The organism is Flavobacterium sp. (assembly GCF_036782315.1).
In the GTDB taxonomy this organism is placed as follows: Bacteria; Bacteroidota; Bacteroidia; order Flavobacteriales; family Flavobacteriaceae; genus Flavobacterium.
In genome coordinates this window covers 66,415-83,698 of record NZ_DAIPZK010000004.1, presented here as the reverse complement: position 1 = coordinate 83,698, position 17,284 = coordinate 66,415, and the positions used below count along the sequence as shown (strand labels likewise).

The following is a 17,284-nucleotide window of genomic DNA, read 5'->3' as shown; positions in this document are numbered from 1 at the left end:
TTTTCCCATCAAATAGGTTTGATAAGGTTACAAAGATAGTGTTATTTTAGGCAAATTGGTTTTATCCCATTTTTGCTTTCATGAAATCAGTGATTAGCGAAGCTATTAACTTACCCGTTAAATGATTGTTTTTTGAATCATCTAGTGCAGGCGCTCCTTCGCAAATATGAAAGTAAGAAGCATTTTGATGTTTTCCGAAAAAGTAAGTAAAATGACGAGCTCTATCTACACTAAAACCACTTAAAGTCATAGCGCTTGAAGGAATATTTGGAATTGCATCTAAATCTAATTCTACTCCAAACGGCTCGTTTTTAATAAAATTAAGTGCGTTTTCTAATTCGGTTTCGAAGATTTTTTCACGTTTTACTTCAACTTCTTCATAAGTAACATATTTTACTCTTGAAGTAAGTTCTTTCAAAGTATTAAAAACGCTTTTTGAAACGAAGTTTTCGTGTAAACCAAAAACAAAATATTTCTTTAAAAATCCGTCTTCAAAAGCGTAACTAAATCCGTTTCCAGAATGTCTTCCTTCCAAGATTCTAAAATCGGTATGAGCGTCAAAATTTATAGCATTTACGGGTTTTCCTTTAGCTAGAGCCAAACCTTTGATGTTTCCGTAAGCATTATTATGTCCGCCACCCACAATAATTGGAATTTTTCCTGCTGAACATATTTGATGAATAATATGCGATACTTCAATATCAATTTTTTCTACTAGTTTGAAAAGTTCTTTCCGGTTTTCTTTGCTTGAAAGGTCTAAGTTTTTCGCTTTTTCCATTTCTTCTGTTACATTGAGTTGCCCCAGAACAATCAGATTACTTCCTTTACAAAACTTATTATGTTGAATATTGGCCAAACTTTGAAGCGCACTTTCGTATGCAGTAGCAGCTCCAGGACGACCTAGATTTGCTCGCACACCAATATCTTCAGGGATTCCAAACAATACAAATTTTGCTTCACTATTGGTTATGAAATCTAATACATCGACATCTTTTGGGATGGTAATTATCTTTTCGCCAAATTTAACTTCACCACTTCTGTGATTGGTTATTTTGGCTAGTTCATTTTGGCTTAAAAGTGTAATATTTTCCATATAAAAATCAATATTGTAAACCAAAAATACTATTTTAAAATAAATTTCGTTTATAATTTAGAAAATACTTTAAAAATTGTATTTTTGAGTTAATTTTATAATAACCCAACAACCAAAAAATGGAAAATAAATCAAACAATTCTGGATTAAAAGCCGCAATCGTAGTTTTAGTATTACTCTTATTAGGGAGTGTAGGCTATATTTTTAAACTAAATTCTGACAACAAAGAAGAAGTTGAACAAGTAACAACGGAGAAAAACACTCTTGCTGAAGAGTTAAAAGCAAAAATTGCTGAGTATGATGCAATGATTGCTGATAATACGGCACTGAAAGACGAATTACAAGCCGAACAAGCTAAAATGGTAGCCTTATTAGAACAAGTTGAAAAATCAAAAGGTGACGCAGCTGCTATGGCAAAGTATAAAAATGAATATATCCGTTTAAAAAGAGAGATGGATAATTTAGTAGCTGAAAATAAAGCGTTAAAAGAACAGAATGTTGCTTTAACATCTAGTTTAGATAGTACTAAAGTGGTTTTATCAGATGCGAAAAAGTTCAATGATACTTTACTAACTCAAAACGAGAGTTTAACAAAAACAGTTGAAAAAGGAACTAAATTAGCAGTATTGAATTTGAAAGTTTTAGCTGTAAAACAAAGAAGTTCTGGAAAAGAAATTGAAACCGATAAAGCTAGTAGAGCTGATAAATTAAAAGTAAGCTTTTTAATTGCTGAAAATCAAATTGCTAAAACTGGAGCGAGAGAATACTATGTTCAAATCATCGATAGTAAAAATAATATTTTAGGTGAAAAGAAAACCATTCCTGCTGGTGACAAGACTTTAACATACAGTTTTGTTTCAACAGTAAAATATGAGAATAAAACAGTTCAAGTTAATGAAGAAGTGGCTGGTAAAGATTTTGCAAAAGGAACTTACTTTGTAAATGTATTCGACAAAAATGCGGAATTAGTTTCTAAAACAAGTTTCGAGTTGAGATAATTTCATTTAAAAGATCAAGAAAGTCCAATGAGAGTAATTTCATTGGACTTTTTTATTTTATAAATATTTTGCTAAATAGTTCCCTATACCAACAGCGGTAATGGTTAATACAATAGAACTAATAATATATAGATATGCCATAAACTGTTGGTTAGTCTGAAGCAAATTGTAGTTTTCTAAAGCAAAGCTAGAAAATGTTGTAAATCCACCACAAAAACCAACAATTAATAAAAACTTCAAAGGATGATTTTCAGGAAAATATTTTCCTAAATAACCAATTAATAATCCGATAATTAAACTTCCTATAACATTAACTAAAAATGTACTTAAAGGAAACGAACTTTGAAAATACTTTGTTGTTATCCAATGGGTTACATACCGAAAAATGCTTCCAATTGCACCACCAATACCAACTAATAAAATTGTTTTTAGCATATTATATAAATTTACCTTCAATCATTACTTTATCAATTAAGTTTGTTCCAAAAGCGTAAGGCAATTGGTAATAACTCATAATTGGTTTTGTGATAATAAGATTGGCTTTTTTTCCTTTTGTGATACTTCCGTGAGTTTCCGAAATTCCCATTGCATAAGCACCATTTATAGTTGCTGCATTGATTGCTTCTTCAGGCGTCATTTTCATTTTAATACAAGCCGTTGCCACTACAAAATTCATATTTCCAGATGGTGTAGTGCCAGGATTATAATCAGTTGCTAAAGCTAAAGGTAAACCAGCATTCATCATTTTTCGCGCCGGTGTATACGGAATGCTAATAAAATAAGAACAGCTAGGTAAAGCTACGGGTATTGTTTTACTATTTTTCAACACTTCAATATCTTCATCAGTTACGATTTCTAAATGGTCGACTGATAAAGCATCATTTTCAACACAGGCTTTGATTCCCTCAATAGCGGTAAATTGGTTCACGTGAATTTTGGGTTCTAAACCATATTTTCTTCCTGCTTCCATTATTTTAATGGTCTCTTCAACTGAAAAATATCCAGTTTCTAAAAATGCATCAATGTAATCCGCTAAATTTTCTGAAGCAATTTTTGGTAACATTTCATTGATAATCAAATTGATATAATCCGAATGATTTTCTTTGTATTCCATTGGAAATGCATGAGCACCAAGAAATGTAGCTTTTATCGCAATCGGATAATTTTCTTTTAAGCGTTTGATTACGCGCAACATTTTCAATTCGCCTTCTACAGTTAATCCGTAACCTGATTTGATTTCAACAGCACCAGTTCCTTGTTGCATGACTTCTTCTAAACGCAATTTTGATTGCTCATAAATTTCGTCCTCTGAGGTTTCGTTTAGTTTTTTGGCTGAATTTAATATTCCACCACCACGATTGGCTATTTCTTCGTATGATAAACCGTTAATTCTATCCACAAATTCCTGAATTCGATTTCCTGCATACACAATATGTGTATGACTATCTACCCATGTTGGTAAAATAACTTGTCCAGTAGCATCAATTATTTCAACGTCTGAAAGATTTGGACAATTTTCCATAGAACCAAAATCAGCGATAAAATTATTTTCTATTAAAAGAAAGGCATTATCAATTTTAGGTAAAACAGCCATTTCTTTTCCCGAAACCTTATTAATAGGATTTTCTCTAACTTGTAATAATTCTTTTATATTGATGAACAACGTGTACATTTGGAATATTTTTTTCAGTAAAAATACTTCTCATTTTTAAAAACTCCTATCTTTATATAAAATTTGTTTGTTTTGAGAAAAATAAAATATAAAAAAGGTCGAAAAGTTCAGCCAAGTACGCTAGAATATACAGGTATTCATAAAGATACACCTACTGAAATTCAATTATTTGTATATAATTCAGAAGACTTGACAGAAATAAAACAAATAAGTTCAAGTAAAATTCCTGATGCAATTGAACCATCAAAAGTGAATTGGTTAAATGTTCACGGTTTGAATGAACCTGAGAAAATTGCGACGATTGGAAATTATTTTGGAGCTGATCAATTTATTATCAGTGATATTTTGAATACCACTAAAAGAACAAAATTAGAAGAATATCATAGTTTGCTTTTTTTTAATGTAAAATCGTTGTTGCCCATAAAAGATTCTGATTCTATTGGTTATGAGCAGATTAGTTTTATTTTGAAAGATAATATTTTACTTTCGTTTCAAGAAAAAAGAAGTGATTTCTTTACGCATATTAGAGAACGAATTAGAACTAATTCAGGAATTGTTCGTACCAAGAAAGCTGATTATTTGTTGTATTTATTACTTGATGCAATAATTGAAAATTTTTATATAACAATTGAAACGGAAGAAGATAGAGTAGATGATATTATTAATTTATCAAAAACGAGTACCAAACCAGAAGTTTTAGAATTAATTGAAAAACATAGAGATAATTTTAGTTTTTTAAAACGTTCTATTATTCCATTACGCGATTCTTTATATTCGATAAAGAGTATGAAAGATGATGATGTGTTTAATGATATTCAACAGGAAAATTATACTTTCTTTTCAAGATTGCATCAAAAGTGTTTAGAATTATTAGAGCAAATTGAATCGGATTTAATAACATTAGAAAGTGCCTCGAGTTATTTTTTTTCAGCACAAAATCATAAAATGAACGAAGTGATGAAATCGCTAACTGTGGTTTCGATGTTTTTCTTGCCTTTAACTTTTATAGTTGGTGTTTATGGGATGAATTTTAAATACTTCCCTGAACTAGAGTGGGAAAATGGCTATTTTATTATTTGGGGTATAATGATTATTGTGGTAGTTTTTATGTTTGTTTATTTTAAAATTAAAAAGTGGTTTTAAATCATATTTTTAGGATTTACCCATTGGTCAAAATCATCCTCAGTTACATAACCTAAACGAATAGCTTCTTCTTTCAAAGTTGTTCCATTTCTATGAGCTTGTTGTGCAATTTCTGCTGCTTTATAATAACCAATTTTTGAATTTAAAGCGGTTACTAACATGAGCGAATTAGAAACCAATTCCTCAATTCTTTTTATATTTGGTTCAATTCCTTTTGCACAATTCAGATTAAAAGAATTTATGGCATCTCCTAATAATTGGGCTGATTGCAGAAAATTGGCAATAATCATTGGTTTAAATACATTTAATTCAAAATGACCTTGTGTAGCGCCAATGGTAATAGCAACATCATTTCCCATTACTTGAGCACAAACCATAGTTAGCGCTTCACATTGAGTGGGATTTACCTTTCCAGGCATAATTGATGAACCAGGTTCGTTTTCTGGTAATAAGAGTTCTCCAATACCAGAACGAGGACCCGAAGCCAATAATCTAATATCGTTTGCTATTTTATTTAATGTTATGGCAATTTGTTTTAAAACAGCATGACTTTCCACTAAAGCATTGTGCATAGATAACGCTTCAAATTTGTTTGGAGCTGTTTTAAACGTGTAACCCGTAAATTCAGAAATGTATGAAGCAACTAGGGTATCAAATTTTTTAGGAGCATTCAAACCTGTTCCTACAGCTGTTCCTCCTAAAGCCAATTCAGATAAATTTTCTAACGATTTTTCAAGATTGGAAATTCCATAATTTAAAGACGCTTGATAACCTGAAAATTCTTGACCTAAGGTTAGGGGAGTTGCATCCATCAAATGGGTTCTACCCATTTTGATTATTTCGTTAAATGCTAGGGTTTTTTCTTGAAATGTTTTTTCTAAAGCTTTTAAAGAAGGCAATGTGTTTTCAGTTATTATTTTATAAGCCGCAATGTGCATAGCTGTGGGAAATGTATCATTTGACGATTGTGATTGATTAACATCGTCATTGGCTTTTAAAACGGGATTATCTTTTCCTATTTCTTTTCCAGCTAGTATTTGAGCTCTATTAGCAATAACTTCATTTACGTTCATATTGGTTTGTGTGCCAGACCCCGTTTGCCAAATCACCAAAGGAAATTGATTTATATGTTGATTTTCTAAAATTTCATCACATACTTTAGCGATTAAATCTCTTTTTTCAGTGGAAAGCATCTTTAAATCCGCATTAGTATATGCTGCCGCTTTCTTTAATATAGCAAATGCTTCTATAATTTCATTTGGCATAGAAGCTTCATCACCAATTTTGAAATTGTTTCTAGAACGTTCTGTTTGTGCTCCCCAAAGTTTATCTGCTGGAACTTTTACTTCACCTAAAGTATCTTTTTCAATTCGGTAATTCATGATTATTTGCTTTAATATTTTAAAATTACGGATTTATCTTTTGCCATTGAAATATTTCGTTAATAATATTGTTCAAAATAAATATTACTATTATCTTTGACGTGAATTCATTAATTCCGGAAAATATTATGTTTGAATTTCAACAGTACCTAGGTTTTTTACTTTTCTTAACCATATTAACTATCGGTTTTTGGTTGATGATATTCTTAGTAGGATTTGTTCACTATTGGTTGGGCGGAGCTATCATGGAATTGATTAAAGAGAAAAGAGCTAAAAGACAAGCCGAATTAGAAGGATAAATTTCTTTTAATTTTAAAATAAAAAAGTCCCGATAAATCGGGACTTTTTTTATGCATATTGTGTAGAAATAATTATGGTCTTCCCATAAAATCTCCATCACTGCCGTTATCTTCTCTACGTGGTTGTCTTTCTTTTTCGTTTTTCTGTTTGTTAAAACGGTAAGTAAACGTAAGCATAATTTGTCTTACTCTCCATTGCATTTCGCTATAAGAGCTTACTACATTTGGAATATTGGTTTCCATAATTCTTTTTCTAGAATTGAAAACATCGCTTATATTTAAAGAAATACTTCCTTTATCTTTTAAAACATCTTTACTAAAAGCTAAGTTCATTGAAGCCACACCTAATGATTTTCCTTGTGCATTGGTTTGTGGTGCGTTGTAAGTAGCATTAGTTTGCCAATCAATTTTGTAAGGTAATGTTATTTTAGATGAAATTCTTGAAAACCAAGTTAACGCTACATTATCAAAATTTTGGTTAACAGTATTTCCAATATAATCTACATAGCTGTAATTTCCTTGGGTTTCGTTTCTAAATAAATTAAAGTTACCGTTTAATCTCCACCACTTGTATGGGGTGTAATTTAAGTTAAATTCAAAACCTGTTCTATATTCTTTTGATAAGTTTATAGGTGTACTTAAAATTACTGGAACACCTTCTACAAACAATCCAGATTCTTTTCTAATAAATTGGAAAGCATCATTTGTTACATTAATATAAGCTGAAGTATTGAAAGTTAATTTTTTCCATCTTTTTAAATAACCTAAATCAATAGCATCAGTATAAGACGGATCTAAATCGGGATTTCCTTGAAAGATATTAATGTTACTTGATAATGAAGAAACAGGATTTAAAAAACGACCTCTTGGACGGTTAATTCTTTTACTGTAACTTAAACTAACTGAACTCGATTCAGAAAACTCATAATTGAAAGTAGCCGATGGAAATAAATTATTGTACTTTTTGGTATTGTAATTATTTAAAGATAAAGAATTTACTTCGATATGACTATCTTCAAAACGTAAACCAAAGAAGTAAGAGAATTTATTAATCTTCGAGCCATATTGTGTATACAAAGCATTTACATTTTCAATATACTCTAAAGTATTTGAAAAGTTAGAAACTGGAGTTACCACAAAATCTGTTAAGTTCTTTAAAAAATTTCCTCTATAACCTGCTTCAAATCGACCATTTTTACCAATTGGTAATACATAATCGGATTGAATTAAGTTTCTTTGTTGGGTATTCTTATTACTTGTTTCTTGAGTGAACAAAGAAGCAGGGTTTCCTAAAACTTGATCATAAATAGAAGCATATTCATTTTCTCTATTTTGTGAAGTAGCAAAATCAACAGTTAATTTATGATCGTCTTTTTTGAATTTTTTAGTAAAATTTGATGAATACTCAATACTAAATTCGTCACTTTTTTGATCATTTAAACGATTTCTAACAAAAGTAGGATTGTTTGAAGCATCAAAATTATAAAAGAAAACATTATCTGGGTTTTTCCCATTGTTTTCTCTGAAAGTTAGTGCATTCGTCCAAGTTAATGATTTTGATAAATTTAAATCGATACCAAAATTTGCATTATACCCTTCACTCAATCTATCATTCTTTCTTCTTTCTTTAATAAAACGACTTGTTGAACCATCAGAATTAAAATATTCTGCATCAACCATTGAGTTACCTGGATTATTTCTATAATTATAACCTATGTTAGAAAATAAATTATAATCATCACTTTTCTTGTTTAAGTTGATGCTTGTTCCATATGTTTCTGGATCACCTGCATTCACCATTACAGATCCATTTACTCCATTCGCCTTACCTTTTCTTAGGATAATGTTGATGATACCACCACCACCTTCTGCATCATAACGAGCTGATGGATTAGTAATAACTTCTACTTTTTCTACTGCGTCTGCAGGTAATAGTTTTAAAGCATCAGCAATATTAATACCAGCTAAACCAGACGGTTTTCCATCGATTAATATTTTTACATTTTCATTTCCTCTTAAAGCTACCGTTCCTTCAGCATCAACAGTAACAGATGGTACGTTGTCTAAAACATCGCTAACGGTTCCACCTTTCACCATCATATCTTTACCCACGTTGTAAACTCGCTTGTCAAGTTTAATTTCAACTGTAGATTTTTCCGCAATTACTTCCACTTCATTCAATTGGGCTACATCGGCTTGCATTTGAATGGTTCCTAAGTTTGTATCAGCATTAAATACTTTTTGAGGAATTATTACATTTTTAAACGAAATGAATTCGGCTCTAACATTGTAATTTCCAGCTGTTACTTCAAATTTAAAGTTACCATTTTCATCGGTAATTCCACCTGAAAGTTGTTTTGTTGTGCTGTTTTCGAATACAATTGTAGCGTATTCTAGAGGAAGATTAGTTCCTTTTTCAATTACTTTACCAGTAATAGTAATTTTTTTACTTTCTGGACGTTGAGCAAATGTAGTTATACTTAAAAATAACGTTAGTGCAACAATAAGAATTTTTTTGTTCATAATATGTTTTTGCAAATAAGACTGCAAAAGTAACTTTTGGTTTAGCCTTACTTTCCTAAATCTTTGTTAAAACTACTAGAGAATTTCGTTAATCTTTTCTTTTGGTCTTGCAATGATTGCCTTATCGCCATTAACAACAATTGGTCGCTCAATTAATTTAGGGTTTTCAAGCATTGCGTCAACAATTTGAGCATCAGTTAACTCTTTTCCTTTATAGTTTTCAATCCAGATACTTTCTTTAGTTCTAACAAGCTCAATAGGTTTGATATTTAATTTTTTAATTACCATTTCCAATTCTTCTTTGGTAAAAGGTTTATCAAAATATTTTCTGGTTTTAAAAGGTTTATTTAGAAGTTCAATTTCGCACAAACCTTCTCTCGATTTTGTACAACGTGGATTATGGTAAATAGTTATCATATTTTCTTTTTTACAAAGAAATAAAAAATAGTACTTTAGTAGCAAACTTAAGAACCGTAAAAATTATGTATATCGAACAATTAAAATCTAAAAAAATAAATTTATTATCCTATATTCCATTACCGCTGGGTTTCATTTTATTGATGCTTGTCAACTTTTTAATGTCAGATGGTGTAGATACTAATGAAGTTATTCAGCAAACTATCAAGATGATAGGAGTTAATTTGACTTTTGTAGCGCTCGTAGGACCATTAGCATTTGGCTTACTCATTGTTCTTTTTTGGGTAAAATTTGTACAAGGTCAAACCCTTACTAGTTTAACGACCTCAAGAGCTAAAGTAGATTGGAAGCGTATTTTTTTCTCTTTTTTCTTGTGGGGAAGTATCACTACTGTAATGATTTTGGCTCTTTATTATAGCCAACCCGAAAATTTTGTATGGAATTTTAAACCTGAAAAGTTTTTTATTTTTTTAATTCTCGCAGTGATTTTAATTCCAATGCAAACAAGTTTTGAAGAATATCTTTTTAGAGCGCATATGATGCAAGGAATTGGCTTAGCAACCAACAGTAGAATGATTCCTTTGATTGTAACTTCGGTTTTATTTGGATTAATGCACATTGCAAACCCGGAAGTAGGAAAAATAGGTTACATTATTATGTTGTATTACATAGGAACTGGTTTTTTCTTAGGAATTATTACATTAATGGATGAAGGACTAGAATTAGCTCTTGGATTTCATGCTGCAAATAATTTGGTTGGAGCTTTACTATTAACTGCAGATTGGACAGCATTTCAAACCAATTCCATTTTAAAAGATTTATCTGAACCATCAGCAGGATTTGATGTTTTAACACCTGTTTTTATTATATTTCCTATTTTACTTTTTATTTTCTCAAAAGTTTATAAGTGGGAAAACTGGAAAGAGAAATTAACAGGAAAGCTAATAGAAATTAATACAGAAGATAATTTCAAGAATGATACCTTATTATAAAAATATTCATAACCAATTTAAAATTAATGGGTTTCATTTTGATAAAGAAGCATTATTTCAATTAGCTTATAGTTCAATAAAAGAAGGAACTGAATTTGATAAAGATTTAGGTGCTTTTTTATTAGATTGGTTAGATGAAAGCGAAACTATAAAATTAACCACTTCTGGAACTACTGGTGCTCCCAAATTAATTACTATTAGTAAACAAGCCATGGTGCATTCGGCTGTTGCAACAGGTAATTTTTTTAATTTACAACCAAAAGATAAAGCATTACTTTGTTTGTCACCACGTTATATAGCTGGGAAAATGATGATTATTCGTGCTATTATACTTGGGTTAGAACTAGATATTTTAGAGCCTAGTTCACATTTGAATGATTTGCTTCCAAATAAAATATACGATTTTGTAGCAATAGTTCCTTTACAAGCTGAAAATAGTCTAGATAAATTACACCAGTTTAAGAAAATAATTATTGGCGGCGCAAAGGTATCTGATGGTTTGGCTCAGAAGTTAAAAGAGGTTAATTCAGAAATCTATGAAACCTATGGAATGACTGAGACCATTACGCATATTGCTGCAAAAAGAATAGGAGAGAACTACTTTAGAGTTTTAGAACACGTTTCAATTTCTATAGATGAAAGAAGTTGTTTAGTTATAGAAGCGCCATCAATTTCAAATGAACAAATTATAACAAATGATATTGTTGAAATTCTTAATGAAAGTCAATTCAAGTGGTTAGGACGTTATGACAATGTAATTAATAGCGGGGGGATTAAATTATTTCCAGAACAGATTGAAACTAAGCTAGCTTCTAAAATTTCACAAAGATTTTTTATTGCAGGACAACCCGATGCTGTTTTAGGCACAAAAGTAGTTTTGATTATTGAAGGAAATGAACATGAAATTCCGATTTCTGTTTTTAATTCTTTGGATAAATTTGAAAAACCCAAGGAAATCGTTTTTGTCCCAGAATTTGTTGAAACCGAGACCAAAAAAGTAAACCGAATTCAAACATTAAAAAAAATAAAGGTTGTATAAATTCGAAATGAATACATCACTTAAATGAATGGATTATGAAGTGAGCAACGTATTAATGACTATTTTATACAACCTTAAAGATTTTATTTTTCCATTTTTAAATAATAATCGGCAGAATGTTTTCCGCTGCCGTAAAATAAGAAAAATAAACAAACAACAAAAGCAAGAATCGATTGCGTCAGATTTGCTAAATTAAATTCGCCAATAAAATTTATTAAAATTGCACTTATAATTATAGGTAATTGTACCCATATTGACCATCGTGTTAAGAAGCCAATGATAATCATTACTCCTCCTGCCATATGTGCCATTGCAACATAATGAATCAGTAGCATTTCACTGCCAAAATTTCCTAAAGAACTTAAAATTTCATGCAAGTATTTCTTATCAGTTATAAAAGAAACTCCTTTAAGAAAAAGGAAAATACCCAAAGCAATCCTTAATAAATCAATAGGTAAACTAGTGTGTGCATTAGCCCATTTATTTAACTCTCTTATTGTAGCCATACATAAACGGATTTAATATTACATACTGCTAATTTACTAAAAATTAGCTAATTATGTTTTGTTTTAAGTCTTTTTTTTAAAGCCAAATAAAAAAAGAAGGCTAGTTGCCTTCTTTGATTTTAACATAAAACTGATTGTCATAAATTTGGAAACTCTTTTTATTGATTTTTTTCAGTTTAATTTTTTGTTCTTTTACAGTGGGGTTTAATCTTATTTTTTTACCTTCAAAGTCAATGTCTATTGGCATATTAAAGTCTTCATTTGTATTTTCCCATGAATAATGTAAATAATCTCCTTTTATTTTATAAACAAAAACAGGAACTTTATTAGTGTACAAATATTGTCTAAATACTGGTGTTAAATCGATTCCAGTTGCTTTATTAAAGTAATCAATTACAGTATCCGATGTAATGATTTTCTTTTTAAATGTTTCTGAATAATTATAAAGTATTTTCCACCATTTTTCATCATTTCCAACAATATGTCTTATGGTATTTAACATCAAAGAACCTTTGTAATACATATCGCCCGATCCTTCATTATTAACACCATATTGTCCGATAATAGGCTTATCATTTCTAACATTTTTGGCTTGACCGTTGATGTATTTCATCGCATCATCATAACCTTTAATACATTCAATAAAAACAGTTTCTGAATAAGTTGTGAAACCTTCATGAATCCACATATCCGCAATATCCATACTTGTGATACTATTTCCAAACCATTCATGACCTGTTTCATGTATGGTTATGTAATCAAAAAACATTCCAACGCCTGTGCCAGATAAGTCAAATCCCATATAGCCTTTTTTGTACTTATTCCCATAGGCTACCGCACTTTGATGTTCCATGCCTAAATAAGGTGTTTCTACTAATTTATAGCCATCTTCCCAAAACGGATAACGACCAAATTTTGATTGAAAACATTCCATCATCGGTTTTACTTCCATAAAATGTTCGCGCGCTTTTGCTTCATTTTCTCTTAAAACGTAATAGTCTAAGTCTAAATCAGGCATTTTATCCTGAATGTGAACATAATCAGCAATATTTACCGTTATCGTGTAATTGTTGATAGGATTTTTAACTTCCCAATCCCAACGTGTATAACCATTTTTTAAATCTTGTGATCCTAAAAAACGACCGTTTGACACATTCATCAATCCATTTGGAACCGCTACTTTAATTGAAGCACCATTATCAGGTTCATCACTTTGCGAATCTTTTACCGGATACCACAAACTTGCACCAGTGCCTTGAACAGCAACAGCAATAAAATCTTTTCCGTTACTATCTTTTTTAAAAACAAATCCACCATCCCAAGGCGCATTTCGGGCAATTTTTGGGTTCCCAGAATAGTAAAATCTTAGTTTATGATTGGATTTTGAAGTTAATTTTTCAGGAAAATCGATAAAAACAGCGTCGTTATCTCGAACATATTTTAATTTTTTAGAATTCCAAACAATAGAATCTACTTTCATATTGTCAAATAAATCCAATTGAATTTTTTGTGTTTGAGACACCACATCAAATGTGATTTCATTAAACCCTTTGATGCTTTTTTGTTCGGGATTTATGGTAATATTTAAATCATAACGTTTTACATCATAAGAAGTTCTTTCAAAACGTAAACCACCTTGAAGTGAATCACGACGTGTAAATTGAGCATTGACTTGTTGAATTCCTACTATTGCTAGGATAACTAATAAACTGTTTTTCATGGGCGTTGTTTTCAAAATCTAAATATAAGAGTTTGAAATGGAAAAAATGTTACAAAGTGAGATGAAATTTCTAAAATTCAGCTGCAACGGTTATCTCGAGTTCTTCCTTAGTTAAGGGATGAAAAAACGTCAAACTTTCTGCATGTAAATGCAAACGATTTGCTTTAGAACCATATAAATCATCACCAACAATTGGAGTTTTTAAACCTAATTCGTGCGATGCGTGAACTCTTAATTGATGTGTTCTTCCAGTAATAGGATAGAAATTAACTAATGTTTGATTATTTCTAACTTCTATCTTTTCCCATTTAGTTTGCGCTGGTTTTCCATGTTCGAAGCAAACTAATTGTCGTGGCCTATCATCTAAATCTACTCGTAAAGGCAAATCGATAAAACCTTCATTTTCTTCTAAAACACCTTCTAATAAAGCAATGTAGCGTTTTTTAATAGTTCTTTTAATGAATTGAGATTGCAGTTTCACATACGTTTCTTCGTCTTTTGCAATAAGCATTAAACCGGAAGTTGACATATCTAAACGATGCACAATTAATGGTCCGGTTGCATTTGGATATAATTCTTTTACTCTCTGATAAACCGAATCGGATATCATTTTTCCAGGAACCGATAGAAATTCGGCAGGTTTGTTAATTACGGCCAAAACTTCATCTTCAAAAACTATTTCAATGCTTTTTCCTTCCGCTGGATTTTCTTGAAACGGATTGGCTTCCATCTCTAATCCTTTCAACATGTGCGATAACAAAATCGGTTCGCATTTGCTTTTGCAAGCTGGATAAAATTGTTTGTGTTTGCGAATTTCCGATTTTGGCGATTGTCCCCACCAAAACTCCGCCATAGCAATTGGTTTTAAATTATGTTCGAAAGCGTAATGTAATAATTTTGGAGCGGCACATTCTCCAGCACCAGCAGGCGGATTATTATTGAAGATTTCACCAATACTTTTTCGATCTCCAAACTGATTCAAAAAGGAATATTCAGCAAAAAGTTTTTGCTGCAGAGCGCCCGATTTTTGTCGGCGTTCTTCTTTTAATTGATTGATTTCATCCAAAAGCAAATTGACGTTTTTTTGAGCGTTTTCAATTTGAAAATTCCAATATTTCGTCATTTTTTTGAGTAAAATACTCTCTTTTTTGCTTTCTTCTGAAAGTTCGAATTCTAATTGTTCAATTTCAGATGAAGATAAATTGGAGAATGAATTACGCTTTTCATCGCGTTCCAATTTCAATCTTTTGATTTTATCTTTCTGATTTTGAATATCGGTAGAAGCTTCAGTTTTAGTTTTTTCTAATTGATTTTTTTTGGTTCGAAGTTCATTTGAATTTTCTAAAATTTCAATTTGACGATTGATGGCGTTTAAAACTTCTTCTTCTTTTCTGAAAAAGCTATCTTCATGCAACATATCAAAAATTGTTGGAACAAAATAGGGGTGATGATTCACACCTGCTAATTTTCCAGAAAATGCCCATAAATAGCCAAGTTCACCTTCTTGATTCTTACAAACTAAAACCCCAAACATTTTTCCAATTACTAAACCTTCTTGATTTTCATCTAACCCGAAATTATGTTCAAAATCGGTTTGCATCTCCAAATAGGATTGCAATTCATTAGCAGCAATAATGCTCAATTCATGCGGTTCGTAATAAAAAGGAAACGTGAATTTTTCAGGTAAAGCAATACCTGAAATGTTGGTTTTGAATGTTTGGAAGATTGTTTTTTTCATAAAAAATCCACGAATGCACAAATATAAACATTCGTGTACTCGTGGTTATTAAGTTTTAAAATTTTATTTATTATACCTGAATCACACCTAAATTAAACGGTTTTTCAATGGGAGCGTGGTTAGCTGCTTCAATTCCCATTGAAATCCAAGTTCTGGTATCTAATGGATCGATGATAGCATCTGTCCATAAACGAGCGGCTGCATAATAAGGAGACACCTGTTTATCGTAACGTGCTTTAATTTTATCAAATAATTCGGCTTCTTTTTCTGGTGTGATTTCTTCACCTTTTGCTTTTAAAGAAGCTGCTTCAATTTGCAATAATACTTTTGCTGCTTGTGCACCACCCATTACGGCTAATTCAGCACTTGGCCAAGCGAAGATTAATCTTGGATCGTATGCTTTTCCACACATTGCATAATTTCCTGCTCCATACGAATTTCCAATAACTACCGTAAATTTTGGTACAACCGAATTAGAAACTGCATTTACCATTTTAGCACCATCTTTAATGATACCGCCATGTTCTGATTTTGAACCTACCATGAATCCAGTTACGTCTTGTAAAAATACTAGTGGAATTTTCTTTTGGTTGCAATTGGCAATAAAACGAGTTGCTTTATCTGCTGAATCCGAGTAGATTACACCGCCAAATTGCATTTCACTAGGTTTCGTTTTAGCTCCAGCAGTTTTTACAATTTTTCTTTGATTCGCAACAATTCCTACAGCCCAACCATCAATTCGTGCATAACCAGTGATTATGGTTTGTCCGTAACCTGCTTTGTATTCATCAAATTCTGAATTGTCTACTAAACGTTTGATGATTTCCATCATATCGTATTGATCCGCGCGCGATTTAGGTAAAATTCCGTAAATATCTTTTGGTTCTAAGGCTGGTTTTTCTGCTTTTACTCGGTTGAAACCTGCTTTTTCATAATCTCCAATTTTACCTACTACCGATTTAATTCGGTCTAAAGCATCTTTATCATCCTTAGCTTTGTAATCTGTAACACCCGAAATTTCGCAGTGCGTTGTTGCTCCACCAAGTGTTTCATTGTCAATACTTTCTCCAATAGCGGCTTTCACTAAATAGCTTCCTGCTAAGAAAATACTTCCGGTTTTATCTACAATTAAAGCTTCATCGCTCATAATAGGTAAATAAGCACCTCCAGCAACGCAACTTCCCATTACAGCTGCGATTTGGGTAATTCCCATGCTGCTCATGATGGCATTATTTCTAAAAATTCTTCCGAAATGTTCTTTATCAGGAAAAATTTCATCCTGCATTGGTAAATAAACACCAGCAGAATCTACTAGATATATAATTGGTAATCTATTTTCGATTGCAATTTCTTGTGCTCTTAAATTCTTTTTTCCGGTAATTGGAAACCAAGCTCCTGCTTTTACAGTAGCATCATTCGCTACAACAATACATTGCTTACCCGAAATGTAACCCATTTTAACCACTACACCACCAGAAGGACAACCTCCGTGTTCCTCGTACATTCCGTCGCCTACAAAAGCACCAATTTCAATGCTCTTAGCTTTTTCATCTAAAAGATAATCAATACGTTCACGAGCGGTCATTTTGCCTTCAGCGTGTAATTTTTCGATACGTTTTTGTCCACCACCTAATTTAACTTTGGCAAAACGTGATTTTAAATCAGAAAGTAAAAGTTTGTTATGATCTTCGTTTTTATTGAAATTAATGTCCATTTGGGTTTTTGTTGTTTATTGGTTGGCTAAAATACGAAATCCATCTGA

The 17,284-nt window shown here is 31.3% G+C and carries 15 protein-coding genes; 5 read left to right on the top strand and 10 right to left on the bottom strand.

What is annotated here, in order from left to right; all coding sequences use genetic code 11:
* Positions 1–61: 61 nt before the first annotated feature.
* A complete protein-coding gene (locus tag V7P59_RS05065) occupies positions 62–1,093 on the bottom strand; it encodes a formimidoylglutamase (protein ID WP_333809070.1) in 1,032 nt (343 codons plus the stop codon).
* 119 nt (positions 1,094–1,212) lie between these two features.
* On the opposite strand from V7P59_RS05065, the gene V7P59_RS05060 reads away from it, so the two are divergent.
* Positions 1,213–2,091: a hypothetical protein gene (locus tag V7P59_RS05060; RefSeq protein WP_333809069.1), complete on the top strand. Its 879-nt coding sequence runs from the start codon at positions 1,213–1,215 to the stop codon at positions 2,089–2,091.
* Between the two features lie 57 nt (positions 2,092–2,148).
* Here the strand turns inward: V7P59_RS05060 and crcB are convergent, their stop codons facing one another.
* Together crcB and hutI are read right to left on the bottom strand one after the other, a co-directional pair.
* Entirely contained in the window at positions 2,149–2,526 is a 378-nt protein-coding gene (crcB, locus tag V7P59_RS05055; protein WP_333809068.1) for a fluoride efflux transporter CrcB, read from the bottom strand.
* Position 2,527: 1 nt separating this feature from the next.
* Positions 2,528–3,763 carry an imidazolonepropionase gene (gene hutI, locus V7P59_RS05050; RefSeq protein WP_333809067.1) on the bottom strand — a complete coding sequence of 412 codons (1,236 nt, stop codon included), beginning with the start codon at positions 3,761–3,763 and terminating at the stop codon, positions 2,528–2,530.
* A gap of 72 nt (positions 3,764–3,835) precedes the next feature.
* On the opposite strand from hutI, the gene corA reads away from it, so the two are divergent.
* Entirely contained in the window at positions 3,836–4,906 is a 1,071-nt protein-coding gene (gene corA / locus V7P59_RS05045; RefSeq protein WP_333809066.1) for a magnesium/cobalt transporter CorA, read from the top strand.
* Here corA and fumC read toward each other — a convergent pair.
* The gene (fumC, locus tag V7P59_RS05040) at positions 4,903–6,288 is read right to left on the bottom strand and encodes a class II fumarate hydratase (RefSeq protein ID WP_333809065.1); all 1,386 of its coding nucleotides are present in this window, start codon (positions 6,286–6,288) and stop codon (positions 4,903–4,905) included. The genes corA and fumC overlap by 4 nt on opposite strands.
* A gap of 128 nt (positions 6,289–6,416) precedes the next feature.
* Here fumC and V7P59_RS05035 point away from each other — a divergent pair, with 128 nt between their 5' ends.
* Entirely contained in the window at positions 6,417–6,587 is a 171-nt protein-coding gene (locus V7P59_RS05035) for a hypothetical protein (RefSeq protein WP_008258162.1), read from the top strand.
* 72 nt (positions 6,588–6,659) lie between these two features.
* Here V7P59_RS05035 and V7P59_RS05030 read toward each other — a convergent pair whose 3' ends face one another.
* Positions 6,660–9,110, bottom strand: a complete 2,451-nt coding sequence (locus V7P59_RS05030) for an outer membrane beta-barrel family protein (protein WP_333809064.1) — start codon at positions 9,108–9,110, stop codon at positions 6,660–6,662.
* A 75-nt stretch (positions 9,111–9,185) separates the two neighbouring features.
* Positions 9,186–9,527, bottom strand: coding sequence for an arsenate reductase (glutaredoxin) (arsC, locus tag V7P59_RS05025; protein WP_333809063.1), 342 nt, complete (start codon positions 9,525–9,527; stop codon positions 9,186–9,188).
* Between the two features lie 65 nt (positions 9,528–9,592).
* On the opposite strand from arsC, the gene V7P59_RS05020 reads away from it, so the two are divergent.
* Positions 9,593–10,519, top strand: a complete 927-nt coding sequence (locus tag V7P59_RS05020) for a CPBP family intramembrane glutamic endopeptidase (RefSeq protein WP_333809062.1) — start codon at positions 9,593–9,595, stop codon at positions 10,517–10,519.
* A complete protein-coding gene (locus tag V7P59_RS05015) occupies positions 10,503–11,558 on the top strand; it encodes an AMP-binding protein (protein ID WP_333809061.1) in 1,056 nt (351 codons plus the stop codon). Before V7P59_RS05020 ends, V7P59_RS05015 begins: the two co-directional genes overlap by 17 nt.
* A gap of 83 nt (positions 11,559–11,641) precedes the next feature.
* Here the strand turns inward: V7P59_RS05015 and V7P59_RS05010 are convergent, their stop codons facing one another.
* The 4 genes from V7P59_RS05010 to V7P59_RS04995 form a co-directional block, all read right to left on the bottom strand.
* Positions 11,642–12,064, bottom strand: a complete 423-nt coding sequence (locus V7P59_RS05010; RefSeq protein ID WP_333809060.1) for a DoxX family protein — start codon at positions 12,062–12,064, stop codon at positions 11,642–11,644.
* A gap of 100 nt (positions 12,065–12,164) precedes the next feature.
* The gene (locus tag V7P59_RS05005) at positions 12,165–13,784 is read right to left on the bottom strand and encodes a M1 family metallopeptidase (RefSeq protein ID WP_333809059.1); all 1,620 of its coding nucleotides are present in this window, start codon (positions 13,782–13,784) and stop codon (positions 12,165–12,167) included.
* A gap of 70 nt (positions 13,785–13,854) precedes the next feature.
* Positions 13,855–15,522, bottom strand: a complete 1,668-nt coding sequence (locus V7P59_RS05000; RefSeq protein ID WP_333809058.1) for an RluA family pseudouridine synthase — start codon at positions 15,520–15,522, stop codon at positions 13,855–13,857.
* A 70-nt stretch (positions 15,523–15,592) separates the two neighbouring features.
* Positions 15,593–17,236, bottom strand: a complete 1,644-nt coding sequence (locus tag V7P59_RS04995; RefSeq protein ID WP_333809057.1) for an acyl-CoA carboxylase subunit beta — start codon at positions 17,234–17,236, stop codon at positions 15,593–15,595.
* Positions 17,237–17,284: the final 48 nt, after the last annotated feature.